24 protein-coding genes are annotated in these 25,733 nt (G+C 43.9%); 11 read left to right on the forward strand and 13 right to left on the reverse strand.

Features of this window, described 5'->3' with window-relative positions; genetic code table 11:
• Positions 1 to 3: 3 nt before the first annotated feature.
• From LHL20_RS09350 to LHL20_RS09370, 5 genes are all read right to left on the reverse strand, one after another.
• Entirely contained in the window at positions 4 to 822 is an 819-nt protein-coding gene (locus tag LHL20_RS09350) for a sulfite exporter TauE/SafE family protein (RefSeq protein WP_226433102.1), read from the reverse strand.
• Between the two features lie 66 nt (positions 823 to 888).
• Positions 889 to 2,469 carry a gamma-glutamyltransferase family protein gene (locus tag LHL20_RS09355; protein WP_226433103.1) on the reverse strand — a complete coding sequence of 527 codons (1,581 nt, stop codon included), beginning with the start codon at positions 2,467 to 2,469 and terminating at the stop codon, positions 889 to 891.
• A 65-nt stretch (positions 2,470 to 2,534) separates the two neighbouring features.
• Positions 2,535 to 3,752: an amidase gene (locus LHL20_RS09360; RefSeq protein WP_226433104.1), complete on the reverse strand. Its 1,218-nt coding sequence runs from the start codon at positions 3,750 to 3,752 to the stop codon at positions 2,535 to 2,537.
• A gap of 178 nt (positions 3,753 to 3,930) precedes the next feature.
• Positions 3,931 to 4,494 carry a DUF924 family protein gene (locus tag LHL20_RS09365; protein ID WP_226433105.1) on the reverse strand — a complete coding sequence of 188 codons (564 nt, stop codon included), beginning with the start codon at positions 4,492 to 4,494 and terminating at the stop codon, positions 3,931 to 3,933.
• A 167-nt stretch (positions 4,495 to 4,661) separates the two neighbouring features.
• Positions 4,662 to 5,495 carry a MurR/RpiR family transcriptional regulator gene (locus tag LHL20_RS09370; protein ID WP_226433106.1) on the reverse strand — a complete coding sequence of 278 codons (834 nt, stop codon included), beginning with the start codon at positions 5,493 to 5,495 and terminating at the stop codon, positions 4,662 to 4,664.
• A gap of 320 nt (positions 5,496 to 5,815) precedes the next feature.
• Between LHL20_RS09370 and LHL20_RS09375 the strand changes: the two genes are divergently transcribed.
• Together LHL20_RS09375 and LHL20_RS09380 are read left to right on the forward strand one after the other, a co-directional pair.
• Positions 5,816 to 6,442 (forward strand): CPBP family intramembrane glutamic endopeptidase, encoded by a 627-nt coding sequence (locus LHL20_RS09375; protein WP_226433107.1) that lies wholly within the window; start codon positions 5,816 to 5,818, stop codon positions 6,440 to 6,442.
• A 104-nt stretch (positions 6,443 to 6,546) separates the two neighbouring features.
• Positions 6,547 to 7,674 carry a mechanosensitive ion channel family protein gene (locus LHL20_RS09380; protein ID WP_226433108.1) on the forward strand — a complete coding sequence of 376 codons (1,128 nt, stop codon included), beginning with the start codon at positions 6,547 to 6,549 and terminating at the stop codon, positions 7,672 to 7,674.
• Here LHL20_RS09380 and LHL20_RS09385 read toward each other — a convergent pair.
• From LHL20_RS09385 to LHL20_RS09395, 3 genes are all read right to left on the reverse strand, one after another.
• The gene (locus LHL20_RS09385) at positions 7,671 to 8,711 is read right to left on the reverse strand and encodes a DUF3080 family protein (RefSeq protein ID WP_226433109.1); all 1,041 of its coding nucleotides are present in this window, start codon (positions 8,709 to 8,711) and stop codon (positions 7,671 to 7,673) included. The two genes, LHL20_RS09380 and LHL20_RS09385, sit on opposite strands and share 4 nt — an antisense overlap.
• A gap of 69 nt (positions 8,712 to 8,780) precedes the next feature.
• Positions 8,781 to 9,530, reverse strand: a complete 750-nt coding sequence (locus tag LHL20_RS09390) for a pteridine reductase (RefSeq protein ID WP_226433110.1) — start codon at positions 9,528 to 9,530, stop codon at positions 8,781 to 8,783.
• Between the two features lie 43 nt (positions 9,531 to 9,573).
• Complete coding sequence (locus LHL20_RS09395) at positions 9,574 to 10,461, reverse strand: fructosamine kinase family protein (RefSeq protein WP_226433111.1); 888 nt, start codon at positions 10,459 to 10,461, stop codon at positions 9,574 to 9,576.
• 422 nt (positions 10,462 to 10,883) lie between these two features.
• Here LHL20_RS09395 and thrS point away from each other — a divergent pair, with 422 nt between their 5' ends.
• From thrS to rplT, 4 genes are all read left to right on the forward strand, one after another.
• Entirely contained in the window at positions 10,884 to 12,800 is a 1,917-nt protein-coding gene (gene thrS, locus LHL20_RS09400; RefSeq protein ID WP_226433112.1) for a threonine--tRNA ligase, read from the forward strand.
• A 111-nt stretch (positions 12,801 to 12,911) separates the two neighbouring features.
• The gene (gene infC, locus LHL20_RS09405) at positions 12,912 to 13,451 is read left to right on the forward strand and encodes a translation initiation factor IF-3 (RefSeq protein ID WP_071814473.1); all 540 of its coding nucleotides are present in this window, start codon (positions 12,912 to 12,914) and stop codon (positions 13,449 to 13,451) included.
• 118 nt (positions 13,452 to 13,569) lie between these two features.
• Positions 13,570 to 13,767, forward strand: coding sequence for a 50S ribosomal protein L35 (gene rpmI, locus LHL20_RS09410; protein WP_012518091.1), 198 nt, complete (start codon positions 13,570 to 13,572; stop codon positions 13,765 to 13,767).
• Between the two features lie 18 nt (positions 13,768 to 13,785).
• Entirely contained in the window at positions 13,786 to 14,142 is a 357-nt protein-coding gene (rplT, locus tag LHL20_RS09415; protein WP_012518092.1) for a 50S ribosomal protein L20, read from the forward strand.
• An 89-nt stretch (positions 14,143 to 14,231) separates the two neighbouring features.
• Here rplT and LHL20_RS09420 read toward each other — a convergent pair whose 3' ends face one another.
• Positions 14,232 to 15,629 carry a mannose-1-phosphate guanylyltransferase/mannose-6-phosphate isomerase gene (locus LHL20_RS09420; protein ID WP_226433113.1) on the reverse strand — a complete coding sequence of 466 codons (1,398 nt, stop codon included), beginning with the start codon at positions 15,627 to 15,629 and terminating at the stop codon, positions 14,232 to 14,234.
• Between the two features lie 24 nt (positions 15,630 to 15,653).
• Positions 15,654 to 17,108 carry an undecaprenyl-phosphate glucose phosphotransferase gene (locus LHL20_RS09425; RefSeq protein WP_159625148.1) on the reverse strand — a complete coding sequence of 485 codons (1,455 nt, stop codon included), beginning with the start codon at positions 17,106 to 17,108 and terminating at the stop codon, positions 15,654 to 15,656.
• 665 nt (positions 17,109 to 17,773) lie between these two features.
• On the opposite strand from LHL20_RS09425, the gene LHL20_RS09430 reads away from it, so the two are divergent.
• The 5 genes from LHL20_RS09430 (at position 17,774) to LHL20_RS09450 (ending at position 23,239) form a co-directional block, all read left to right on the forward strand.
• Positions 17,774 to 18,979: an outer membrane beta-barrel protein gene (locus tag LHL20_RS09430; RefSeq protein WP_226433114.1), complete on the forward strand. Its 1,206-nt coding sequence runs from the start codon at positions 17,774 to 17,776 to the stop codon at positions 18,977 to 18,979.
• Between the two features lie 83 nt (positions 18,980 to 19,062).
• Positions 19,063 to 19,524: a polysaccharide biosynthesis/export family protein gene (locus LHL20_RS09435; RefSeq protein ID WP_202265980.1), complete on the forward strand. Its 462-nt coding sequence runs from the start codon at positions 19,063 to 19,065 to the stop codon at positions 19,522 to 19,524.
• A gap of 23 nt (positions 19,525 to 19,547) precedes the next feature.
• On the forward strand, positions 19,548 to 21,764 hold the full coding sequence (locus tag LHL20_RS09440; protein WP_226433115.1) for a GumC family protein: 2,217 nt from the start codon (positions 19,548 to 19,550) through the stop codon (positions 21,762 to 21,764).
• Positions 21,765 to 21,773: 9 nt separating this feature from the next.
• The gene (locus LHL20_RS09445; RefSeq protein WP_226433116.1) at positions 21,774 to 22,496 is read left to right on the forward strand and encodes a tyrosine-protein phosphatase; all 723 of its coding nucleotides are present in this window, start codon (positions 21,774 to 21,776) and stop codon (positions 22,494 to 22,496) included.
• On the forward strand, positions 22,496 to 23,239 hold the full coding sequence (locus LHL20_RS09450; RefSeq protein ID WP_226433117.1) for a VpsP family polysaccharide biosynthesis protein: 744 nt from the start codon (positions 22,496 to 22,498) through the stop codon (positions 23,237 to 23,239). Before LHL20_RS09445 ends, LHL20_RS09450 begins: the two co-directional genes overlap by 1 nt.
• Here the strand turns inward: LHL20_RS09450 and LHL20_RS09455 are convergent.
• The 3 genes from LHL20_RS09455 to LHL20_RS09465 are packed head-to-tail and all read right to left on the reverse strand — an operon-like array spanning position 23,232 to position 25,698.
• A complete protein-coding gene (locus LHL20_RS09455) occupies positions 23,232 to 23,645 on the reverse strand; it encodes a 3-phosphoshikimate 1-carboxyvinyltransferase (RefSeq protein WP_202265116.1) in 414 nt (137 codons plus the stop codon). The genes LHL20_RS09450 and LHL20_RS09455 overlap by 8 nt on opposite strands.
• A 36-nt stretch (positions 23,646 to 23,681) precedes the next feature.
• Positions 23,682 to 25,094, reverse strand: coding sequence for an O-antigen ligase family protein (locus tag LHL20_RS09460; RefSeq protein ID WP_413228887.1), 1,413 nt, complete (start codon positions 25,092 to 25,094; stop codon positions 23,682 to 23,684).
• Positions 25,095 to 25,125: 31 nt separating this feature from the next.
• The gene (locus LHL20_RS09465; RefSeq protein ID WP_226433119.1) at positions 25,126 to 25,698 is read right to left on the reverse strand and encodes a hypothetical protein; all 573 of its coding nucleotides are present in this window, start codon (positions 25,696 to 25,698) and stop codon (positions 25,126 to 25,128) included.
• Positions 25,699 to 25,733: the final 35 nt, after the last annotated feature.

The raw sequence follows: 25,733 nt of genomic DNA on the forward strand, positions 1-25,733 counted from the left end.
CTCCTAGATAAGAACCTGCGCAAGCATGCGCACGCCTGTGATGATGAGGACAACAGCGAAGATCTTCTTTAGAAGTCCCGCGTCTAGTTTATTGGCAATACCTGCACCGACGGGCGCGAATAGCACCGTTAGCGGCACAATACACGCAAACCCTAGTAGATTTACGTAGCCGAAGGTGGCAAATGGTGCATCGCTTGGCGTTGCTCCAACGAATAACAACGTTAATGCGGCGGGTAGGGATATAATGAGTCCCACAGCGGCCGCCGTGCCCACTGCTTTGTGAGCGGGATAGTTGCAAAAGGTGAGGGTAGGTACGGTTAGTGTGCCGCCACCAATGCCAACCATTGAACTAAACAAGCCAATACAGCTGGCCATAATCGATTGGCCTATTCGCCCAGGAAGGCCGTTAAACAGCGCATCTTTTTTGCCGATTAGCATATTGAGTGCTGACAAGGTCGCGATCGTGCCGAATAGCAATGTTAAATAGGTAGGGTTAACCACTGTAACTAAATAACTACCTATCAGAACACCCGCAAGAATAAATACTGCCCAGGCTTTTAGCAGAGCAAAATCAACGTTACCTTTTGCGTGGTGGGCACGAATTGAACTTACCGACGTGGGCACGATTGTCGCCAATGACGTTGCAGTGGCAATAACCATGGCACTTTCTGGTGATACGCCCAGTGCTTGAAACAAGAAAAATAACACCGGCACGATCACAATACCGCCACCTACACCTAACATGCCTGCTAGTAGTCCGGCAAAAACGCCCGTGCCAATTAACGATAAAATGACCGTTAGGTTATCTAGTAAAAACTGCATCTACGATTCTTCTCTTTTAATTATGTGTATGAGTAGCGAATGCTGACATTCCGCGTTCAAATAGGCTTATTTCTTACGCCCCGTATAAGCTTTACCGTCGCTACGAGGGTCACTCGCACCACTTACTGCACCATCGGTTTCACGTATAATGGCACCCGCATGACCCATGAGTTCATTGCACGGGTCTACGGTGACCATGTCGTGTCCTCGCGCTACCAAGCTTTCGCCTACATATTCAACAAGGTCGCGCTCAGCCTTTAAGTTGTGGCTTTCATCACCCCACGTGCGACCCAGTAGCCACCTTCCAAGTGAGATAGCCTTATCTATGGGCTGGTTGTGATAAACGTGGCGTGCAAAAAGAGCTGCTTGAGTTTGCGGTTGACCTTCGCCTCCCATAGTGCCGTAACTCATGCGGCGGCCGTCGGCAAGTTCAACAAACGCGGGGTTTAGGGTATGAAAGGGCTTCATGCCTGGTGACAAATATTGATTGCTGTTAGGGTCAAGCGAAAATGACGTGCCCCTGTTGTTCCAAACAATACCGGTTTGCGGGCTGACCACGCCAGAGCCAAACTCCCAATAGAGCGATTGAATGTAGCTCACCATGCGCCCTTCACTGTCACAGCATCCCATCCAAATGGTATCGCCAGGCTTCGCAACATGCGGCCATGGCTGTGCAGTATCGAGTTTGATGTGCTTGGTCATATCATCTAGCACGTCGTCACTTAGCAAACTTTGCAAGTCGGTTTGTGTGCGAGAAGGGTCGGTCACATAGGCGTTACGCGCAATAAAGGCTTGTTTGGTGCACTCAATAAGCAAATGCACCATATCGGCATCACTTGTACCAAGATGTTGAACGCGGTCATAGAGTGCAAGAATAATTAGCGACGCTACACCTTGAGTAGGCGCTGGAAGGTTGTAAATTTTTCCTTTGCTCGTGTCTACCGAGAGCGGCGTTACAATTTTAGCCTCGTAATTATGGAAATCTTCAAGGCGAATAGGAGAGCCCGCAGCTTCTAAATCGTGTGAAAGTTTTTGCGCTAGTTCACCGTGGTAAAAATCGTTCAACCCCTTTTCGGCAAGATGGGCAAGTGTTTTTGATAACGTAGTTAACTTAACGATCTTCCCTTTTTTCAGCGCCTGACCCTTTATCAGAAACTGTGAAAAGTGCTCATCACTTGCTAGATCATTAAAGGTTTTGTTACTGGCATCGGTAAGACTTTGCGTAACCTCAATGCCCCAATTAGCTTGGCTTATGGCCGTATCAAGTAATGTGCGAAGTGGCAGTGGCGCTTGCCATTCTTTACTGATTTCAAGTGCTGCTTGCCAGCCTGCAACTGCACCAGCCATGGTGAGTGCGGCTTTACCTCCACGACTCGGAATAGCCGTTTCACCCGCGTAAAAATCAGGTGTTGCTCCTTGTGCAGCAACCCCTGATGCATCAATACCTACTGGTGCTTTACCTGGTTCGCTAATAAGCCAAAAGCCATCGCCACCCAGGCCATTCATATGGGGATACTCTACCGCTATTGATGCTGCTGCCGCGACCATAGCTTCTATGGCAGTACCGCCTTTCTCTAAAATATCTAAACCAACTTGAGAGGCGGCAAAGTGGGGCGCAGTAAACGCGATATTGTGTTTTTCACTCATCAAACTTTCCTTCGGTTTATAGGTAGCTAAAGCGTTAGTTTTTCTTAATTGCGCTTGTTGTAACGCTATTTCTTGTGCTTTGCTGTCGTTGCTTGAATTGCTTTCGCTAGCGAAAGTAAAGCAAGATCACTACCTTTTTTGCCCACCAGCGATAGTCCGCATGGGGCATTGTGTAGGGTAAACAAGGGCATATGTAATTGAGGCAAGCCTGCAAGTCCTGCTATTGCAGTAAGTGCTAGCAGTGCGTTTCTATCATTTGCCAATGTTGCGTCGTCGGCATCACAACGAGGTGCTATGCCTGGTGTCGTAGGGATTACCAAAACGTCTATCGTAGAAAATAGACCATTGAGGTGTTTAATCACTACGTCTTGTTGTTTTTTGGCTTGGAGAGCTTCGTCTTGTGTAATGGCGCTACACCAGTTCAAGCGCAACATAATGTCATCAGCAATATCTGGCTGATGTGCTGTGATCCAGTCACCGTGTTGTTGCCAAATTTCACTGCCCTGTAAGGTTCTAAACGTTGCTGCAGTTTGCAATTCAGCCAAGTCTAGCTCACTGTTTGATAGCGCTTTACAAGGACTGACTTTTTCTAGTTCTTCCAACCACGCAAGACAATTTTTGCTGTGCGCTACGCTTGAAAATAGCGCCGTTGCGATGCCAAAGTGAGTATCATCAAGCGACTTACTTTGAAAGGTCTGCTGTTTGCGAACAATGACCTCGTTGCTAACTGCAATCAGTGTATCTAAGTCTCGGGTCATCCAGCCAATTGTGTCAAACGATGGTGCAAGAGGCACCATGTTGTCGCAAGGTACCAATCCATGAGTTGTTCTTAATCCCCATAAGCCTTGATAGCTGGCTGGTACCCTGATAGACCCACCCGTGTCAGTACCAAGCCCGATATCAGCAAGGTGTGCACTGACAGCTACTGCGGAACCTGATGAAGAGCCACCAGGAATATGTGCGGGTGCAGCTGGGTTAATTAAAGCGTCATAATGTTTATTCTGACCATGAAGACTGTAGGCCAACTCATCAGTGATTGTTTTGCCTTTAAATTCTGCCCCAGCATCGAGCAACACCCTTACGGTGCTATTGGTTTCAATGGGCAATGCGTGAGTTGCAAGCCAATCTGGATTACCTGCTGCTGTGGGTAATCCTTTCATATGAAATAAATCCTTTACCGCTAACTTCAAGTTGTGCAAAGGTTTTTGCTGATGTTCACTCGATAAAGAAGAGACTGATTTTTCGGTAGCCTTCGATGGCGTTAAAACAAAAGGTGTGCTCACAGCGTTTGTAATTGTTGTTGTTCTTGTCTTTAATGAAACATCTGTTTCATTGTAATGTCAAGAGAAACGTTTGTTGCTTGGTGGCATTTCATCGATTGCCAAGCAATATTCAATATATGAGCAACAGCCTTTTGGTTCTTTTCGTGAAATGTAGGGCAAAAGGCCTTTGCGTAAAGTGTTAAAAGCCGTTTGGGTGGGTTTTTAGAAAAGAGAGTTCCTCGAAGGTAGACTCTCGCCCCAGCACGATATTTCTATGTGGATATCGCCCGAAGGTTTCAATGACCTCTTGATGGCGTTTGGCAAACGTGAACTGTTGTTCAAGGCCTTCTTGAGAGAATAATTCTAGCGCGATGTCATGAATAGATAATGATTCGCTGTGCATGAAGGGCATATAAAGAAAAGCGCGTTGTTGAGGAGTTAACATTTTATCAGCTTCAACACTCACTGCTTCTTGAGCGAGCACGAGTGCAATGCCGTCTGCACTAAATGCATGGGCGCTTTCTCGAAATATATTGCGAGAAAACTGGTCTAGCACAATGATTTCAGCCAGTCTTCCAGTCGCTGTTGCTCGCCAAGGCCATAGTTCGCCCCTAACTGCAGCGTTTCGCAGTTTTGAAAATCGTGATGTAATTGTCTGGTCTACGTGGTCATCTTGAGCAAACCATTGCTCAGATGACAACTCACTAAACCAAAATTCCAATACAGCATTCGCCTCTTCCATGACAAATTGCGTCTTATCCATGCCTACTCCATTGTTGTGCGAACATTTCACACGCTTCTCTACCGCTTACTCTTTTACTCTAAAAACAACTAGATAGTTTTATTGTTGTTTTCAACAGCATCATTTTACATACAGTTTCACTAAAATATCGGCGCAGCATTGCGCAAACTTTAGACGATGGACGCAGGTTATCGCTTGGGACTTTCTAATTCGTCCATTTGAATATAGATATCGGTAATAGCCTCGACGCGATCTGCGGCAATGCTGCCTAATTCTTCATAAGTCAAGTTACACAGCGATGCCACTAAGCTCATAGGAGCCGCATAACTATCAAAGGGGGATTCGCTGCCAATATGCGCCACAAGAAGGTGATCAACATCTTGTCGGTATTGTTGTCCCGAAGGGTCCGTGATAAGTACCGTAGTACAGTGCTTTATGTTCTGTAACACATATTTAAATTGACGTGTGCGACGCCTGAAACCAAACAACACAACCACGTCTTTTTCACTAAGGTCGATGATGTCTTCACTGAGTGTTTGTCCAGGCTGAGGCAATACGCGAACAGAACCGCGTATTTGTTTTAATTGTTGCCTGAAATGCAGTGCAATAGGGTAGGCATTTCGAAAGCCTATGAGGGTTACCTGCTGTGCTTGTGCGAGCAGTTGTGCTACTGCTTTAAGCGCGTCTAATGTCACACCTTCAAAAGTCAACGATAGGTTTTTAACTTCACTTTCATGCTGTTGCACGTTGCTCAGTGAATTGACAACGGGCACACCTTGTTCTCTGAGTTGAGCGAGTGCGTCTTTTGCCTGTTGATGGGAGTCGAAGCCAAGTTGACGAAAAAAGCGGCTGACCGTTGCTTTAGACGTTCCTGTCTTTTCAGCAATTAGCGATGTAGATTGGCTTAATACAGCTATTGGGTTTTGTTGCAGGTAATGCGCTATTGCTTTTCCTGATGGAGAGAGAGCCATATAGTGCTTCTCAATTTGTTCTAAAACGTCATTAGGGCTATTGTTGGCCATGTGTACCGCCTTGTACCCATTCACTAAATGCATCGCGAATTGGGTTTATTCATATAGCGCAATTATTTCATGACTTTTGTGAAATATACAAATACAACCGAATCGCGACCACAATACACGCTGCGTCATGCCCGTAAACAAGTGCAAAATAAACCAAATGTTGAGCGATAAATCATTTTTAATTCATTTGAAAATCAACACTTTTTAATCAGTGGTATCTCAGTTTCGGCTAAAGTAGTAAGCATGACGCCTCTCGCTTTTCTCAAATTGGCACTACACTTTCATAAAAGTGTCATCACAAAGTAAAAAAGAGGTGGGTCGTGGTTAAGTTGTGGTCGGAATTGATCATGCTTTTTGTTGTATTTCCTTTTGCGGTTTTGTATTGGATAAAACACTTCGCAGACTACTTAATGCCTATCCTCGGGCTTATTGGTTTGTTTTGTTTAGCAGTGCTTCTAGCAGATAAACAGTTTAAACGTATCAAGCTATGGCATTGGGAAGACTATAGAACGCATTTCGCAAGTACGTTAAAGCTTTTTATTCCTTGGGCGTGTTTACTTGCCTTGGTGGTGTATTTTCTCAAGCCTGAGTTGTTTTTGCATTTGCCGATGAATGAACCTTGGATGTGGGTAGCCACATTGCTTGTTTATCCCATAGTGTCTGTCATTCCTCAGGAAATAATCTTTAGAACGTATTTTTTTCATCGCTATAAAAAAATACTGCCTTCGAAATATGCGCGGTGGGCATTGAGTACTTTTGTGTTTGGTCTCGCTCATTTGGTATATGGCAATTGGATTGCTGTGGTGATTTCTTGGTTCGGGGGGGCGATATTCGGATATCGGTATATGCAAACAAATTCAACGCCAGTTGTGGTGATTGAACATGCCATTTGGGGAAGTTTCTTGTTTACTATCGGACTGGGATCTTATTTGGTTATTGCTCAGTAGTTACTAGAGCGTTCTCGTGTAATGATGTATTACACACAGACAAACTTCTTATTAAACACAGGCAGTGCAATTGTTAACAAGTACAATCACCAAGGAATGAGGTTATGCAAGAACAATTATTTCCGCGTTCGATGCTAGGCAATGCCGAAGAGATGGTTAACGCTATCACTTCGCTTCCGTTTGATATTGTTGTTCAAGCAAACGAAATCGACGTAAATCAAAACAGTTTGTCAAACGCACAGTCGTTACTTGCTGAGTTATGGAACAATTTCATTTATCGACTACCTGGATTGGCTGTGGGAATTTTGGTGATGGTGATATTTATTACTCTAGCTACACCATTGTCGCGACTGTTAGTGAAACCCTTGACTCGAGCAACGACCTCTCCGTTACTCCGCTCTGTTATTCAGCGCAGTATCAGTACTGTGGTGGTTTTATTAGGCATTTATTTGTTTCTGTTTCTCGCTGGTTTAACGGGCTTTGCCATTGCGGTGGTCAGTGGCACAGGTGTCGTTGGCCTGATCTTGGGTTTCGCATTTAGAGACATTGCGGAAAACTTCATCTCTAGCTTGCTACTTACTGTTCAACGTCCCTTTCGTATTGGTGATATCGTTCAGATAAATGAATTTACTGGCATTATTCAAAAGGTCACTGCAAGGGCAACAACCTTGGTGGATTTCGACGGTAACCATATACAAATACCTAACGCCACAATTTATAAAGGCGTTATCAAGAATCTAACGGCAAACCCCCTGATGCGTGGCAATTTTATTGTTGGGGTTGGATACGATGCTAATGTGCAGCAAGCACAGCAAATCGCACAGTCTGTCATTGCGTCGCAAAGTAACGTTTTAATTGACCCAGAGCCCCAAGTACTTATCGATAACTTAGGGTCGTCTACATACAATATAAAAGTATATTTTTGGGTGGATGTTGAGAAAACAAGCGTTCTTAAAATGGCGTCTTTATTGATGAGAAATATTGTGGCAGCGTATACAGACGCAGGAATAAGTATGCCTGACGACGCAAGAGAGCGAATATTCCCAGAAGGGCTTCAGGTGATAAATGGGCCAAAACAAGGCAACGCGCCCAATGTCGAGAAACAGACAGCATCTACCCAAAAGAATGTTGAAGTAAACGCTAGCGAAGACGACGTTGCCACCGAAGCGCATGATATTCGAGAGCAAGCACGGCGCTCGAGAGATCCTGAAGCTGGCGAAAATATTCTTTAGCGAGAGGCTGGTGCCACTGGTGAAAGATTACAGCGCTTCAGAAACCCTTGCCACAACACAACATGTGCTTGCATCGCTTTTTCGTATGCCGAAAAGTTGTTGTTACCTTGTGTGGCAATGTAATGTTTAAAAGCAGGGTGTAAGATGTCGTCCTCTTCCCACGACTGCCACAGTGGCAACAATTTATAGTGGTATTGATTAATCATACTCCCAACGGGCTGAATTTCTTCTATAAAAAAAAGGTAGAAGACATTTCGCAGTATTTTTGCTTTGTCGCTTGCTCGGCCATTTGGGCACGAAATTGTCTCAAGCGCTGGCGTTAACGCTCGAGTTAAAATATTTAGGTTGTGACTCAGTGCTTGTTGTGTGCGCCACAATGACGCAGGCAGCCTTGCAGAGCGAACAATTTGAAGCTGGGTTTCAATTTCTGCACTGTCTATAGGCGCTATTTCGTCTTCGAATATGCGATTTTTCAAGCTATCAAGAAAGAAAAGGCTATTAACGCTAGCAAAGGCGTCTTTATTGTTATCAATACCTAGTAGTCGCTCTGGCGTGTTCAGTGCAAGTCGCATCTCTTGACTCGTTTGTATGAGATTCGCCCAATGCTTTGCAAAGTCATTACGTTTTCGTTCTTGCCATTGGTTTAAGCTGTCAGCCAGTGCTGTATTTTTTGATCTAATGGCTGTCTCGCAATTATTAAGTGCAGATAATAATTCACTTTCATAGACAATTCGCTGCGAAGGTAACTGGCTTTTCCCTAAACTCGTGTTTCGCTCAGCCACAACCCGGCCAACTTCGCAGTCTTGAAGCGCAAAAAATTCCCTCAAGTTAATGTTAAGGCCTTCGATGTTGTAGTTAAGGGTTGATGAGTCGGTTAATCGAGAAAGTGGTGGCGTTTCTAATTCGGGCAAAGGTACATCGAGCACATAAGACAAACGATCGCTATAGTCTTCTAGGCTGTCTTGAACCGAGCGAGCGCTAAAGCAGCCGGTAACGAATACACTAATACAGAACAGCAAAAGCGTAGCCCGTAGCATGCTAAAGAACTGATATAGGGGCACACGTCGGGCGTAATCGGCTAGGGGGCGGCAATACATATCGTTATGTCACGCACAAGCACTGCTATAAAGGCTACGACCGCCGTCTACATACAAGATTTGACCCGTAATGTATGGCGCATTTACTAAAAACCAGAGCGTATCTGAAATATCTTGCTCACGACCAAGGTCACCTAGTGGAATGGTATCAATTAAGGCTTGTTTCTCTTCATCACTCAGTGCTCGATCTGGCCATAGTATGGCGCCCGGGCCTATCCCGTTAACGCGTACATGTGGTGCTAGTTCTGTTGCAAGTGAGCGAGTTAACGAGGCCAGCCCACTTTTAGCCAAGAGATACACACTGTGTTTTGGCAGCGGGCGGTCTATATGCATATCAATCATATTGATGATGGCGCCTTTTCGCTGAATTAGCGTTTGCGCCAATGCTTGAGACAAGAATAGTGGCCCTTTAAGATTACTTCCTACTAAAGAAGACCAATCGTCCTCGTTTATTTCACCTACTGGTGTAGGGTAGAAACTTGAAGCGTTATTAACAAGTACATCGATGTAACCCCATACAGTCTGTGCTTTATCGGCTAACTGTTGTACTTCACTAACGCGACAAAGGTCGGCACTGAGGCTCTCGGCTGAATCAGGTCGTATGGTATTTAAGCTTTCGACTAGTGCTTCGGCTTCTAATCGCGATTGACCATAGTGAATAATGACATTGAATCCCTGTGCGTGAAGTTTTGTCGCTATTGCCGCACCAATGCGCTTGGCTGCACCTGTAATAAGCGCAACGGGAGCAGTCGTTCCCATAATAATTCTCTTAATGTGCTAATTTTGATGTTTATGTCTAGCACTACATCTGTCTTTGAATCTCGCTAATTGTTTGTTTAGCTTGAGCAATGTAATGCGCGCCGAATAATAACCCGTGATTTAAAATATGGTAAAGCTGGTAAATCGGTTTTCTTTGCTCATAATTTTTTTCGATAGATGAGATGGTCTTATAACCATCAAAGAATGCACTAGGAAATCCTCCGAACAGTTCAGCCATCGCTAGGTCAGTCTCGCTATCACCTACATAGACGGCTGGATCAAAGAGTACAGGGCCTTTTTTGCTAAAGCCGGCGTTGCCTGCCCATAGGTCGCCGTGCAGCAATGCAGGATGTGGTTGATGTAAACTCAGCAAGTTACGCGTTAAGCTAACAATATTATCAATATCTCCATCATTTTTGTGCCATGCGCCAGTGGAAGCTAACCGCTCTAACATGCTTCCTATGCGCTTTTCTGCGTAAAAGTCGGCCCAAGACGCTATTCTTCCATTTGTTTGAACGTTCGCGCCAATATAGTTGTCATGGGGCCAACCATAACTGGTATATGCATTCACCTGATGTAAAGAAGCTAATTGTTGACCTAATAGAAAATAGTCATCTTGCGTTGGCTCGACAAAGCGTACGTGAGAGAGCACAAGATATTCCATGTTGGGCGAGCTGTCTTTAGTAATCCCATGGCAGATTACCGCGGGAGTAATTACTGTTTGGGTATCGGAAATAGCTTGTAAACCTTCTGCTTCATGAGAAAGTTGCTGGGTGTCGTCATAAATACGCGTTTTGACAAAATAGCGTCGCGTTGAGTCTTTAATAATATAACTGGCATGCGTGTCACCCCCGCTGACTGGGTCTGCACGCTGACAACTGAAAAATGTGTCTGTCTGTTCTGATATGTGTTCGCTAATAAAATGCCACATATTTATCGCTCCGTTTTTTGACTATGCCTTAACGAAACAGTGCAGCGGTTAAAATGAATAACTCGTCCTTACATTTGCACAATTGTTGATACACCTATTACTTCTTTTAATCACGTCTCTGTGATGCTCAACAGGCTCTGGTTAGAGTATGGAGTAAATTTAAGCAATTGCACAATTTGCGACGGTAAAATTAATGCCTTAATTGGCTATTAAAGTGACTAATTGTAGATAATGCGCGTTTGATTATTGAAGTTGCACATACACTCGTTATAATCGCCCATTCGCTGTTAGAGATAGTCAATTTTCTTTGCTTTTTCGCGCTCTAACATGTAACTCGATTATGGCGTGATTGTTCTCACGCTTATACTTATTTAAAGATGCAAGTGGCGCAGAGTAGGCGTCACCACTGTAAAGGAATTAAAATGCCTGTAATTACCCTTCCTGATGGAAGCCAGCGCGCTTTCGATAATCCAGTTTCTGTACTTGACGTTGCAAACGACATTGGCCCTGGTTTAGCCAAAGCAACCATCGCAGGAAAAATCAACGGTGAATTAGTTGATGCCGTAGATATGATTGAAGCTGACGCGCAACTTCAAATTATTACTGCAAAAGACGAAGAGGGTTTAGAAATTCTCCGCCACAGTTGTGCGCACTTGTTAGGGCACGCAATCAAACAGCTCTGGCCGAATACCAAAATGGCCATTGGCCCTGTTATCGACAACGGCTTTTACTATGATGTCGATATGGAAGAGAGTCTTACTCAGGAAGATTTAGCAAAGCTTGAAAAACGTATGCTTGAGCTGGCTAAAACGAATTACGATGTAGTTAAAAATAAAGTTAGCTGGCAAGAAGCGCGTGATGCTTTTGAGGCGCGTGGCGAAAGCTACAAAATGGAAATCCTTGACGAAAACATCAGCAAGGACGACCGCCCTGCGTTGTATCATCACGAAGAATATACTGACATGTGTCGCGGTCCTCACGTACCTAACATGAAGTTCTGTCACCATTTCAAACTGATGAAAGTGGCGGGTGCATATTGGCGCGGTGATAGCGACAATAAAATGCTTCAGCGTATTTACGGCACGGCGTGGGCAGATAAGAAACAATTAAAGTCTTATCTACAACGTTTAGAAGAAGCGGAAAAGCGTGATCACCGTAAAATCGGTAAAGCCCTTAATTTATGGCATTGGCAAGAAGAAGCGCCAGGCATGGTGTTTTGGCATAACGATGGTTGGTCAATTTATACCGAGCTGGAGAGTTTCGTACGCAAGAAACTTCGCGACTATGGCTACGACGAAGTAAAAGGCCCATTAATGATGGACCGCACGTTGTGGGAAAAATCAGGTCACTGGGACAAATATGCCGAAAACATGTTCACGACAGAGTCTGAAAAGCGTGAATATGCGGTTAAGCCGATGAACTGCCCAGGCCACGTACAAATTTTTAACCAAGGATTGAAGTCGTACCGCGACCTTCCTCTGCGTATGGCTGAATTTGGCTGCTGTCACCGTAACGAACCATCGGGTGCACTACACGGCCTAATGCGAGTTCGTGGTTTTACTCAAGATGACGCGCACATTTTCTGTACAGAAGAACAGATCCTAGAAGAAGTAAGCGGCTGTATTAAGATGGTGTACGAAACGTATGCTGCTTTCGGCTTCGATGAAATAGCGGTTAAGCTTTCAACTCGACCTGAGAAACGCGTTGGTGCAGATGAAATCTGGGACAAGTCAGAAGCCGCTTTGGCTGACGCACTAAAAGCCAACGATATCGAGTTTGAGTATCAGCCGGGTGAAGGTGCATTCTACGGTCCTAAAATTGAGTTCACGTTACACGATTGCCTAGATCGTGCTTGGCAGTGCGGTACAGTACAGTTGGACTTCTCAATGCCAGGTCGCTTAGGGTCAACCTATGTTGCCGAAGACGGTGAGCGTAAAGTGCCGGTAATGATTCACCGTGCAATCTTGGGTTCACTAGAGCGTTTCATCGGTATATTGACCGAAGAATTCGCTGGATTTTATCCACTTTGGTTAGCGCCTCAGCAAGTTGTGGTAATGAACATTACCGATAAACAAGCTGATTACGCCACAAATTGTGTAAAAAAACTGCAAGAATTAGGATTTAGAGCAAAGTCTGACTTGCGAAATGAGAAGATCGGCTTTAAAATCCGCGAGCACACTTTGAAGCGTATTCCATATATGCTTGTGGTGGGCGATAAAGAAATGGAAGCGGGCGAAGTAGCTGTACGTTCTCGCCGCGGCGACGACCTAGGCAAAATGCGCCTGGAAGACTTTATTGCCATGGCTCAACAAGAAGTTGTTGAAAAGACGATTAAGTAGTTGAGCAAATTGTGTATAATACACAGCAAGGTGTCTGCTTTTGGTTTTACTTTTAGGTTGTTAAACCTCCCAAAAGCAGACAAAAGAATTAAATGTTTGGAGGAATAGCACATTAAAGGCGCTAACAACAAGGCTCAGGGCGACAAAGCCCGCATTAACGATGAGATTAAAGCCAGAGAAGTAAGATTAATTGGCAAAGACGGTGAACAGGTTGGTGTAGTTTCGCTTGCGGAAGCTACTCGTAACGCAGAAGAAGCGGGCCTAGATCTAGTAGAAATCAGTCCGAATGCCGAGCCGCCAGTCTGTAAAGTTATGGACTATGGCAAATTCCTCTTCGAAAAAAGTAAAGCTCAAAAAGAGCAGAAGAAAAAACAGAAGCAAATTCAGGTCAAGGAGATTAAATTTCGCCCTGGCACTGATGAAGGCGATTACCAGGTCAAACTGCGCAACCTGCGTCGCTTTCTTGAAGGTGGTGATAAAGCCAAAGTTACGATCCGCTTCCGCGGTCGTGAAATGGCGCACCAAGACATCGGTATCGATCTACTAAATCGCGTTAAAACTGATTTAGAAGATATCGCTACCTGCGAGTCTTTCCCACGTCGTGTGGAAGGCCGTCAGATGATCATGGTGCTAGCCCCAAATAAGAAGTAGTAATGGTCTAAAGTTTTAAGGAATCTGCACCCTTAAACACCTTGCTGCTAAACATTAACCGGTATGAAGTGACTGCAACACGAAAAATACCGATATTAAACAATGCGGAGTTTTAGCAATGCCTAAAATGAAAACTGTAAGCGGTGCCGCCAAACGTTTTAAGAAAACGGGTTCTGGCCGCTTTAAAAGCAAACAGTCTCACTTACGTCACATTCTGACTAAGAAGAGCTCTAAGCGTAAACGTCACCTTCGTGGCAAGAAACTGGTTCATGACTCTGATACCAAATTGGTTCAGCGCATGTTGCCTTACGTATAAGACTTAGGAGACTGATTAATGGCTAGAGTAAAACGCGGCACTATCGCACGTGCTCGTCACAAAAAAGTCCTCAAGCAGGCAAAAGGTTATTACGGCGCACGTTCACGTGTTTATCGCGTAGCGGTACAAGCTGTAACTAAAGCTGGTCAATATGCTTACCGTGACCGTCGTCAGCGCAAGCGTCAATTCCGTCAACTATGGATTGCACGTATCAATGCTGCTGCACGTCAAAATGGTATGTCATACAGCCGTTTCATCAACGGTCTGAAGAAAGCGTCTGTTGAAATCGATCGTAAGATCCTTGCCGACATCGCAGTACATGACAAAGCAGCTTTCAGCGCACTAGTCGAAGCGGCTAAAGGCGCATTAGCTTAATTATTAACTAATTAAGTTTAAGTTCTTTCGGAAAAAGGCGAGCAGGATGCTCGCCTTTTTTCGTTTTAAGACCTAGTTCAATGCCTATTTTAGCGCCCATAGCGGTCAGTGAATCGAACGATATCATCTTCACTTAAGTACCCACCAGACTGAATTTCAATAATCTCCAATGGGATCTTTCCCGGGTTTTCAAGCGAATGTATGGTTCCAATAGGAATATAAACAGACTCATTTTCAGTAAGGAGTCGTGTTTCGTTGTTGATGGTTACTTTGGCGCAACCCGAAACGACTACCCAGTGTTCAGCACGATGATGGTGCATTTGCACAGAAAGCATCTCACCAGGTTTGACCGTTAAGCGTTTAACTTGGAATCGAGCTCCTTTATCAATCGAGTCGTAACTGCCCCATGGGCGATATACTTCTCTGTGAAACTCGAATTCTGGCCGTTTATCACGCTCTAACTTATCTACTACACGTCTGATACTTTGTGTATCGTCTTTATGAGCAACTAAAACAGCATCTTTCGTTTCTACAATAATGACGTCATGTAAACCAACTGCTGTCACTAGGCGTTGTTCGGCATTGATATAGCAATTGCTGGTGTTCTCTAACAGTGTGTCGCCAATACGTACATTACCATCGTTATCTTTATCTGCATTTTCCCATAGAGAAGTCCAACTACCCACGTCGCTCCACTTTGCATTTAAAGGTACCATCACTGCACAGTCGGTTTTCTCCATGACCGCGTAATCTATCGAATCACTGGGGCACGAAGCAAAAATATCCTTATCGACCCGTATGAAATCTAAATCTGGTTTTTCCGTCTCGATAGCGCGTTGACATACCGCTAGCATAGCAGGTGCATGTTTACCGAGTTCTTCTAAGTACCTGCTAGCTCTAAACATAAACATGCCGCTGTTCCAAAAATAGCCCCCTGATTCTATAAGTTGCTGAGCAGTTTCAAGAGTAGGTTTTTCAATGAATGAAGCAACATTAAAACCGTTGTCTAGTTTATCGCCAGCTTTAATATATCCGTATCCCGTGTGAGGGTGTTGGGGAACGACGCCGAAGGTTACCAGCAAATCTTGCTTAGCGAGCGCTTGCGCGTTTTCAATCGCTTGTTGAAATAGTTCTTCATCTTCGATTACGTGGTCCGCTGGTAATACAAAAAGAATAGGATCATCGCCTTCTTTTGTTGCATGGAGGGCGGCAAGTGCAATTGCTGGTGCCGTATTACGACCCACTGGCTCGAGCAGAATTCCGTCGTGTTCTATATGCTTTTGGCGCAATTGCTCAGCGACTATAAAGCGATGAGCGTCGTTACATACAACAATAGGGGCTTGCGAGTTGCTATTACTTAAACGTGCGATCGTATCTTGAAGTAGTGAACTGTCTGATGTCAGCGATAGAAATTGTTTGGGGTACGCGGCGCGAGATTTAGGCCACAGGCGACTACCAGTGCCGCCTGCCAATACTACGGGTTTCATTTTTATCTATTTAGCTCTTTGGTTTTAATAGGCGTTTTTATTAACAAAGCCGTTAAAGACAGTCATAAAGACAATCTTAATATCGAACCAAATTGACCAGCGATGAATGTAATCTAAGTCATATTCAACGCGTTGTACCATCTTATTGGTCGTTTCAGTTTCTCCGCGAAGGCCATTCACTTGTGCCCAGCCTGTAATACCAGGCTTTACTTTATGGCGAAGCATATACCCAGTGATGATCTTTCGATACTCTTCGTTATGCGCAACAGCGTGAGGGCGCGGCCCAACGATAGACATTCGACCTTGTAATACATTAATAAACTGAGGTAGTTCGTCAAGTGAAGTACGCCTTAAAAAGCCGCCTATTTTTGTAAGACGTGCATCGTTCTTCGTTGCTTGCTTTACCACAGAGCCGTTGTCTTGTGTGGTCATCGAGCGAAACTTATAAACGGTTATTTGTTTACCGTCTAATCCGTAGCGCTTTTGTTTAAAAATCACTGGGCCTTTTGAAGTAAGTTTAACTGCAGCTGCAATACATAACATTGGAACAGAGATTAGCGTGAGTATCAGGGTACTCAGTACGACATCTTCCAATCGTTTTAAGACATCGCTAGCACCTTGGAAAGGTGTGTCATAAACACTCAATGCTTGTACATTACCTACGGTTTGCCAACGTGCATTGAGTAGATTGTACATAAAGAAGTTAGGAATAACATACACACTAGCAGTTGTATCACTGCACTGCTCTAAGATTGCGCGTATACGATTCTCCGCACTCATCGGCAACGCAATATAGATATAATCAACTTCATTGCGCTTGGCCATTTCTATTGCTGCCTCTATGTTGCCAAGCACCGCGCCTTGTAATTCGTGAGGAAGCCTCTCTGCTTCCCTGTCATCATAAATACCATTGAAGCGAATACCTAAATGCTCGTTCTGCTGTATCTGAAGTGCGACATTTGCGCCAAGGTGAGTGGCACCAATAATAATAGAACGTCGTGAATTTAAACCACTTTTTCTAATCTTAAAAAGAAACTTTCGCATCACATAGCGCCACACAATAAGTATGACAAACGAAGAGGCAAACCACAGCAAAATAGCAGGAGGAGGTGTTTTGATATCTTGTACAAAGAAGTACCCAAAGGTCATTGTGCCCAGAATACTTAATCCCCAGGTAATGGCTGCCGCGCGCAATACTTCCGGGGTACGGTGTCCGCGCCACGAACGGTATAATTCAACCCCTTCAGCGGAAATTTGAAAGCATATGACATTGATAAATAAAAGAATAAGGCTAGTTGCATCAATCTGAGTACCGTAATACGCCGCAGATGCATAATACAGCATTGTAACGAGAGACAAGTCGATAAGGCGATATATCGTCGAAAAGCCACTTTGATTTCTAACCGCCAAGCCACTATTGGTGCTGGATTCGACGGGGCGTGCTTTGATCGCTTTGTTAGATTCTACTCTGTTGTCCATTGAAGTATCTCTAAAAAATATGAATTCCGAAGCTAAAGCGATTGTTCACTAGGAAGCGCCAAGCTTGTGAGTAAAGAAGAGTTGCTCAAAAAGAATAGGCAAAAACCATGCCCCAACGAAAAAGAAAAACAGAAAGCCTGTCACAACTGCGTTCACCTCAGATGAAAACTGCCAACGCTATCACTTAACATAGGTTAGTATATCCATGTTGTAATTTTATTACAAAGTGATGCAAAACGGTTTTCCAACAAGGTATCTATTATTCAAAAAATATGTGCTCAAGCCGTTTTATTATGCCTATTAAATGGGATACCATGTAAAAAAAGCGACTAAAGACATACAGTTGAAATAATACCTCGTTAAGCTTTTGCAATCTTGTCAGGGTGCGGTGTAACGCCAGATACGGTGCCAATTACTTCAAGAAAAACTACTCAAATGTACAATGATAGCGCTTCGTCTTTTGAAGAAGGCGTTACTGTCGCTATTAATTCGAAACAATTGCGAAAAGTGGGCACGGGTATTGCTCTCTTTTTAAATGATGAAATAATTACACAACGAGCATAGGAGAAATGTGGCGTTGTGAGTCAATATGCGTTGTCGTTATGCAACTTGGTTAAAAGTTGCACTGTTTTTACGCATTGAGGGCCAGAATTAAAGGAGCATATATGTCTAGAAGGACACTCAGTATATTAGCGTTGTCGGTCATTTGCGCCACACCAACGCTCTATGCGCAGGAAGCCGGACGCATTCAAGCAGGGCAGTTCGATATTATTCCCTCATTTGAGTCATCAATGGCGTATGTTGGCAACGTAGCCTACGCACGGGACAACGACCCTAAAATTTACAGTTGGCGAGCAATCTTTTCGCCTGAATTGATTGCTGCAACTCAAGTCGACGGCAATCCAGTTCAGTTTGGTTATCGCCTTGAACGTGGTGTTTATTTCTCTAGTACACCTGATGATTATACTGACCACTTTTTAGAAGCGTCAGGTGAGTTTGAACTCAATAGTCGTCATAGAGTAAATGCACTAGCCCAATACGAGGATGGGCACGAAGACCGTGGTACAGGTTTTTCATTGGGCTTAGGTACTAATATTGCTACACCAGATAGATATAAAAGTTCCTTTATAGGCACTGAGTATATGTATGGCGCGGTAACGTCAGATGGAATGCTTACTTTCAAAGCTAACCGACAAACCCTTGATTACGATAGAGATGAACAGGCCTACCTTATTCGTGACCGTGTTAAAAATAGAGTAGGCGCCGAATTTGGGTATCGCATTGGCTCAGCTACAACGGCAGTTTTGGACGTTACCCAAACTTACGTACGTTATGACAATCAAGAGGGTATTGATACCCGCGATAGTGACGAAACCCGTGTTCTTCTTGGTCTTAAGTGGGAAACCACGGCTGCAACTACTGGATTTGCAAAAGTAGGCTATAAAGAAAAAGATTTTAAAGCAGACACTCGCAGTACGTTTTACGGCACTGATTGGGAGGTGGGCGTTGAATGGCAACCTCTGACCTACAGTACTTTTCGATTTTCCACCAATGCAGACACGCGCGAAACAAACGGTGAAGGTAACTTCATTCGCGGCAGAGACTATACCGCATCTTGGAAGCACGAATGGCTTCAGCGCCTAAGTTCGTCGATAAGAGTGTCTAGAGAAACCAACGAATATTTCATTGATAATGACGCGATTGATAATCGTGATGACACCTTGATGCGCTATGTAGCATCACTTAACTATGAAGCACGTCGTTATTTAACCTTTACATTTTTCTATGAACTTGCTGACCGAGATAGTAACCGCGAATTAATCGGTTATGATAGAAATGTTGTTGGTATTTCTGCAGAGGTCACCCTGTGAAACGTAAAGTCGTAAGTTTTATTGCATGTTTTATCCTGTCACTGTGTTGTTTTGGTGCATTAGCACAGCAGGGCAATTTGAGTATGAGCCAGTATCAGCTTGGCTCGGGCGATAGAATTAGTATCAGTGTTTTTGGGCAAGACGACTTATCGATGGAAGTGCGCCTACCTGATGTTGGCACCATAAACTATCCGTTTTTGGGCGAGATAAAGCTTGTAGGGCTTACCGCAGATGAAGTTGAGCGCCTGATTTACGATGGCTTGCTTGGCGATTACCTTGTTAATCCTTCCGTATCGGTATCCATTATAGAATATCGACCTTTCTTCATTGACGGCGAAGTGAAACGGCCGGGAGGCTACCCGTACCAACCGGGATTATCAGTGAATAAAGCTGCGGCGCTTGCTGGTGGATACACTGAGCGTGCGGCGCGCGATAAAATAACTATTGTAAGAGAAAAAGACGGAAGAACATTTGAATTCACTGTTACCGTCAGTGATATGATCCAACCTGGTGATATCATTACCATTAATCAACGCTTCTTCTAATACAGTAACGTTTGGGAATAAAAATGGCAGTAAATAGCAGGGAAGAGTTTCACAATGGTATGTTTGAGAATGAAACCATTGATGTCGCTCACTATTTAGGAATTATTAAGCGTTACGCATTTCGCATAGTGTCGTTGGCGATCGCGTTCACCATTCTCGTTACACTTCTTGTAATGCGAATGACACCGCTATACACCTCTACTGCTACGATCCTTGTGGAAGCTGAAAAGGCAAATGTAGTCTCTATCGAAGAAGTTTATGGGCTTGATACTAAGCGCAAAGATTACATGCAAACACAGTTTGAGATCTTGCGCTCACGGCAAATAGCACAGCGCACAGTAGAGAGTATGTCATTGTATAATAACGATGATTTCATGCCCGCTGAAGACGAGTCTAGTATAGTTGATGATATCAAGGCTCAACTGACAGAGTGGTTGCCTTTCTTACCGCAAGAAGAGGTTAAGACGCTAACACCCGAAGAAATCCTTGCTGCCAAAAAACGCAAAGCGACCTCTTTGCTTATGAAAGCACTCAATACTGAGATGGTCGACAACACGCAAGTGATGCGTATTACGGTAACCACTGAGTCGCCCAACCTTTCTGCAGAGCTCGCTAACGCAGTTGCCGATGTTTATATTGAGAACTACTTACAAGCTAAGCTTGATATGACAGCGAAAGCAACCTCGTTTTTGACCGATAGTATTGAAGGACTTAAAGATAAACTGGATGTAGCAGAGCGTAATCTTGCAAAGTTCTATGAGCAAAATCAGGTGGTGAATATCGACGGCGTGGTTGGGCTCGCATCGGATGAACTAGAGCAGCTCAACAAGCAACTGCTTGATGCGCAAACTGCGCTTAAGTTAAACGCTGTAATTTATAGACAAACGCGTAATGATGTTTCGCTAAATGATATTGCTCGGTTACCTGAAGTACTTAATCATCCAACTATTCGCGATGTACGCCGCGATGAAGCGAAAGCAATGACCCGAGTTAGTGAGCTGAGCAAAGTATATGGACCTAAGCATCCAAGAATGATTGCTGCCAATGCGGAATTGAGTTCCATAAGAGATACCTTGAGTAGTCAAATTCGTGACCTTATCACCAGTATCACGACGCAATATGAAGTTTCAGAAGACCGCGTTGCACAGCTTGAAAGAGAAGTAGAAGAAGCTAAAGCAGAGTTTCGTTCATTGTCTGCGCTTGATAACCAACGCAAAGCGCTGCAGCGCGAAGTCGATATTAATCAGCAGCTTTACAATTCATTTTTTACTCGATTGAAAGAAACCGATGAGCTTGGTGGCTTTGAATCGGCAAATGCGCGCATACTCGACGAAGCTATGCCCAAATATATACCGTCAGAGCCAAACAAGAAGCTCCTGATTGGCGCAGCATTTGTTTTTAGTATTGGATTTGGTGTGTTTCTCGCCATCGCAATGGAAACACTCAACAGCGGTATTCGTTCCGTTGAAGATGTCGAGCGCAAGTTGGGACAGCGTATGTTGGGGCTTATTCCTTGGCTTCCGCATAAAAAGAAAACCAATTTGCCTGTACGCTCTTTCTTTGATGGTAAAAAGCACCAATTTGCTGAATCTGTAAGGACGTTAAGAACAAGTTTGTCGTTGCTTAACATCGACAAAGAAGAGCAGGCGATAATGATAACGTCCAGTGTTCCCAAAGAAGGGAAGACCACGGTATCTATTAACTTAGCGTTTGCACTAGGGCAGTTAGACAAGACTATTCTAATTGATGCTGATTTACGTCGTCCAAGCATAGGTAAGCAATTTAATATTCCTAATTATCAACCTGGCGTGGCTAACCTCATATTAAAGTCTCACACTTTTGAGGAATGTCTGGTGCAAGATGAAGAGTCGCGTATTGATATATTGTCGGCTGGTACTATTCCTTCAAACCCGCAAGAGTTACTCGCAGATAAAGGTTTTGATGAACTAATTAAATTCCTCAAAACGCAGTATAAATATGTGGTGGTAGATACTGCGCCTACGCAAGCGGTCAGTGATTCAATGGTCATTGCGAATTCGTGCGACTCTGTCATTTATGTGGTGCGCGCCGACAGTACGAGTGAGAAACTCATCAACAACGGATTATCACGTTTTCTACAAGTAGGCCATCGTCTTGATGGTGTGGTATTAAATCAAGTAGACTTACGCAAATCAGATGTTGCACAAAGGTATGCTGGATTTTATGACCAATATGGATACACAAGTCATAAGAACAGTTAATAGAGTTTATTGATCGATTTACACAGTCACATTTTACCTGGCATTGACGATGGTGCTAGGTCCATGGATATTGCTCTTGAAATGGCAAGGCAGGCCGTAAGTTGTGGTGTGACGCATATGGTTTGTACTCCGCATATTCATAAAGGGTACTTTGACAATACGCCACAGTCTATTGAGGCGTCGTATCATTCGCTTGTAAAAGCAGTCAACGACGCTGATATTCCGCTGACACTTTCTTATGCCGCTGAAGTGAGAGTAAACGAACTTATTCCCGTGTGGTTAAGAAAAGGTGAGCTGCCTTTTATTGGAACGTGGAATGGTAAGAACGTACTCTTATTAGAAATGCCTCACAGTCACGTACCACAAGGTTTAGACAGTTTGGTAAAGTGGTTGCTTCGCAATAATGTACAACCTCTTATCGCTCATCCCGAACGCAACAGAGAGCTGTTGGCCGAACAGCACAAGTTTGCATGGTTACAACGCCTCGGTTGCTTATTTCAAGTGACAGCAGGAGCGTTAACCGGTCGATTTGGTGAGAATGTCGAGCAGTTTGCTCATGCTTTGATGTCTAGCAAGTCTTTTCATATTGTGGCGTCTGATACCCATGATTTGGCACGTCGTCCTAATGACATGAAAGCGGCATTTGAGAGGGTTTCGTTGTTTGACAAAACCTTTGCAGAATTGGTGTTTATTAATAACCCAGCAAAAATAATCGGCCAAGAACACCTGTGATGATAAAGTTTAAGAGCGTGTTTTCAGATAGTCGAGCTACCTCACTTATTAGTGGGCTTATTGCTCTGCTTGCGCTATGGGCACTCGTTTTAAGTGCTCAGCAGTTCATGGCTGGAAATGCATATTACAGTGTGAAAAACAGTATTGAAAAATGGCAAAGAACACCTGACCAACTCAGTGTGGAGGGTGTCGACAATGCGCTTTCTCAGATAAACAAGGCGGTGTCTGCCTTTCCCAATAATGCATTCTATTATCAAATGCGTGGACAGGTGTTCGAGTGGTATGCCCAAACACAGTATGTCAGCGGCCAGCTTCCAACAAATAAACAGTTAGATTATTTGAATGAAGCGTTAGTTAACTATGAAAAAAGCATACAGTTAAGACCAAACTGGAGCGGCAGTTGGGTAGGGCTTGCATCCATAAAATGGAAAAAGAATGAGTTAGATGAAGTCTTTTACCAGTATTTGAACATGGCAATAGAGAGTGGGACTCAAGACGCTATCTTACATAAATTTATCGTTGAATTTGGACTAACAATGTTTAACGCAAGATCTGTCCACTATGTTAACGTGCGCGACTTGCTGAAAAAGCATTTAGCGTTAGGTCTTGCCAACCCGTTGAGTCGTGACTTTGTGCTTGCCGTTATTGCAAGGCAGCGGTCACAGAAAGTGGTATGCCGATGGCTAAATCAAGCACAGTACTCGATAAGAAAGCACATACCGGGGTGTGTAGTGTTTAACTAGCGTTCGCTTTGATCCAGTCCCACAAGCCAAGAGAAAAGCCTTCAAACAAATTGATGCCCAACCAACTCTTCAATATATAAAGCAATGTTAAACCAAATAGCATCGATACGCAGACAAACACGGCAATAGCGGTGGCTATAGCCATTTTGCCAATACGGCTTTCAATACGAGATAGGTCTCGTTTATCTCGCCCAGCAAGAAATACAAAATAGTACCTACTTCTCAGTACACTTACGGTTCCTCTAAGATCGACTTTGTGGGAACCCCATTGTCGTCCTGCTAAAGCCATATTCAGGTAAGAGAGTTGCTCATCAGAAAAAGAGTCGGCTGCTTTTTTCGGCATACGCTCTAGAACGTGCTGTATATTCGGCTCTTCTCTAACTGGGTGCTTAACTTTAAAGACCACTGTGTTTCCTTCAATGAAAGTATAGTGAGAAAAAATCTACTCTTGCTGAGAGCGAGCGGGTCTAGCAATTTTAAGGGTTCTACTGATTGAACCTAACGCTAGAATAACAATAAAAAATACACTATTGGCAGGGGCCTGCAATGGGAAATCAACCGAGCAATGCAGTGCCATTCCCATTGTAGCCATTATACAGGCGAATGCTGTGCCTCTGGGGAGTGGGTGTCTTCGGTTTCGCATTGCGGAGAAACTGTGTTTTAAGCAAATTAAAACAACACCGCCAATGAGCAAACTGCCAATAATGCCAAATTCTAGCGCAAATTGTAGATACTCATTGTGGGCGTGATCATAGAAATGCTGAATACGTTCATTTTGTACTTGAGGGTAAAGCGTATAAAATGTCCCTCCACCAGAGCCTAAGAAGCCGAATTGCTTTAAAAGAGGCAGAGTATCAGTAATCACTTCATCACGACTTTCTTGGGCTAAGTTAGTTTGTTCTATACGCTCTTGAACTTGCTTTAGCCCAAAAAGGCTGCTGACGATAAGCACATCTATTACTAGCATACTGATGAACAGCGCAATATAGCTTTTTTGCCGCGGTTTAAAGAATACAAGACCCAATGTTGCGGTAACTGTCATACTGATGAAAAACGCACTGTTACCCATTCTGGAGCGTGACATAACCAGAGCAATCACCATAATAATGATGCCAATTCTAAATAGCACTTTGTTGCTTAACCAAAACTGGAGGAAACGCCTTAGTCTTTCCCGTGTTGTTGCGCCACTACCAATATGTAGGCTAGCAATCAAATAGCCGATTGCTGCACTTAAGCAAAGTAGTAAGAAATTGGCATAGTGATTCTTATAAACAAAACTCCCAGTGGCGATATGAGAAACAGGTAATCGAAAAACTAAACTGTACTGAAGACCAGAGAGAATCTCTAATGCACCGTAAATTGCTTGGAAAATGCCTACTGCACTTATGGTGACTAAAGTGAATTTAAGTCGCTTAGAAGAGTTGACCAGCGATAGAGTGATAAAAAATAAAAAGCAATAGGCGAGGGACTTTACGAATACTATGTGACTTTGCCCCACATCAAAACTCAATGAAGCCCAGGCTGATGTATGCGCACTTATGCCTGCCTGTAAATAATCAAGTCGTTGCGTCCGAATAAAGTCGATAAAAGCAGCGGGTAGGGGAATAATATTGAGCAGTTGCCATGCTAGAAAGGCCAACCAAAGCATCGCAAATGTTCTATATTTGCTCCAGAGGCGGTTGACCACTTTAGTGTCGATTAGCACCAGTAACCCACCCAATGCAAAGATAGACATTTGCATGAGCGCCCATGCCCACGGTCGATTAGCGCCTAGAGGTAAAGGAAGCCATATTAGGATAAATAAGAGAAAACCGAAAAGAAACTTTTCGGTTTTCTGAAACTGCTCTGAAACCACGTTTTTATATATTTGCTAGGAGAATGGGTAACTAGTTGGTTGATACTGTAGTGTCACCACCACCTGCGCCTGCCGCGCCCGTGCCAACGCCTAGCGGTGATACAGGTGTGCCAACGCCACCCGCCGCAGTTGCAGTAAGCGTACTTGGATCGATACCCGCACTGATTGCCGCCAACAAAGCATCCTGCTCGTTCAACATTTGCATTTGTAATGCGATGTTATAAATCTCATTGGCATCTTCTGGGAAAAAGATAATAGCAATAGTTACAACCTGTTGCGCAACATCCGGCATCACGCCAAAACTTGCTATTGCTAACTCAAACCCAGTAGCATTTTCATTTAGCAAACCTACCATAGTTTGGTAAGAAGGTTGGTTGTCTTGCAGATAAGCCATACCCGTTGCATCAAAAAATAGGCCTTCGTCCAAAACGATTTGGCTCACTTCAGAGGCGGCGACATCAGGTGAATCACCCTCATCAATCTGAGCAAGCACTAAGTTTCGCACTTGCGTACCGGGCGCAATAGAACTGTCTTGTGCAATAGCGGAAGAAGTGAGCATTAGAAGCACACTGAAAAGAATTGAAACAATAAGATTGCTACGCATAACTTTTCCTTAAACTAAAACATCGGGTTAGCTTC

The organism is Alteromonas sp. McT4-15, assembly GCF_020515205.1.
GTDB lineage: Bacteria > Pseudomonadota > Gammaproteobacteria > Enterobacterales > Alteromonadaceae > Alteromonas.

Bases quoted from the DNA above. Each gene is read 5' to 3' on its own strand.
- LHL20_RS09450 (WP_226433117.1), top strand. From the start codon at position 22,496: ATGATAAAGTTTAAGAGCGTGTTTTCAGATAGTCGAGCTACCTCACTT.
- LHL20_RS09435 (WP_202265980.1), top strand. From the start codon at position 19,063: ATGAGCCAGTATCAGCTTGGCTCGGGCGATAGAATTAGTATCAGTGTT.
- LHL20_RS09425 (WP_159625148.1), bottom strand. From the start codon at position 17,108: ATGGACAACAGAGTAGAATCTAACAAAGCGATCAAAGCACGCCCCGTC.
- rpmI (WP_012518091.1), top strand. From the start codon at position 13,570: ATGCCTAAAATGAAAACTGTAAGCGGTGCCGCCAAACGTTTTAAGAAA.
- LHL20_RS09355 (WP_226433103.1), bottom strand. From the start codon at position 2,469: ATGAGTGAAAAACACAATATCGCGTTTACTGCGCCCCACTTTGCCGCC.
- LHL20_RS09420 (WP_226433113.1), bottom strand. From the start codon at position 15,629: ATGAAACCCGTAGTATTGGCAGGCGGCACTGGTAGTCGCCTGTGGCCT.
- LHL20_RS09365 (WP_226433105.1), bottom strand. From the start codon at position 4,494: ATGGATAAGACGCAATTTGTCATGGAAGAGGCGAATGCTGTATTGGAA.
- LHL20_RS09430 (WP_226433114.1), top strand. From the start codon at position 17,774: ATGTCTAGAAGGACACTCAGTATATTAGCGTTGTCGGTCATTTGCGCC.
- thrS (WP_226433112.1), top strand. From the start codon at position 10,884: ATGCCTGTAATTACCCTTCCTGATGGAAGCCAGCGCGCTTTCGATAAT.
- LHL20_RS09440 (WP_226433115.1), top strand. From the start codon at position 19,548: ATGGCAGTAAATAGCAGGGAAGAGTTTCACAATGGTATGTTTGAGAAT.
- LHL20_RS09350 (WP_226433102.1), bottom strand. From the start codon at position 822: ATGCAGTTTTTACTAGATAACCTAACGGTCATTTTATCGTTAATTGGC.
- LHL20_RS09390 (WP_226433110.1), bottom strand. From the start codon at position 9,530: ATGGGAACGACTGCTCCCGTTGCGCTTATTACAGGTGCAGCCAAGCGC.
- LHL20_RS09380 (WP_226433108.1), top strand. From the start codon at position 6,547: ATGCAAGAACAATTATTTCCGCGTTCGATGCTAGGCAATGCCGAAGAG.
- LHL20_RS09385 (WP_226433109.1), bottom strand. From the start codon at position 8,711: ATGCTACGGGCTACGCTTTTGCTGTTCTGTATTAGTGTATTCGTTACC.
- LHL20_RS09370 (WP_226433106.1), bottom strand. From the start codon at position 5,495: ATGGCCAACAATAGCCCTAATGACGTTTTAGAACAAATTGAGAAGCAC.
- rplT (WP_012518092.1), top strand. From the start codon at position 13,786: ATGGCTAGAGTAAAACGCGGCACTATCGCACGTGCTCGTCACAAAAAA.
- LHL20_RS09395 (WP_226433111.1), bottom strand. From the start codon at position 10,461: ATGTGGCATTTTATTAGCGAACACATATCAGAACAGACAGACACATTT.
- LHL20_RS09465 (WP_226433119.1), bottom strand. From the start codon at position 25,698: ATGCGTAGCAATCTTATTGTTTCAATTCTTTTCAGTGTGCTTCTAATG.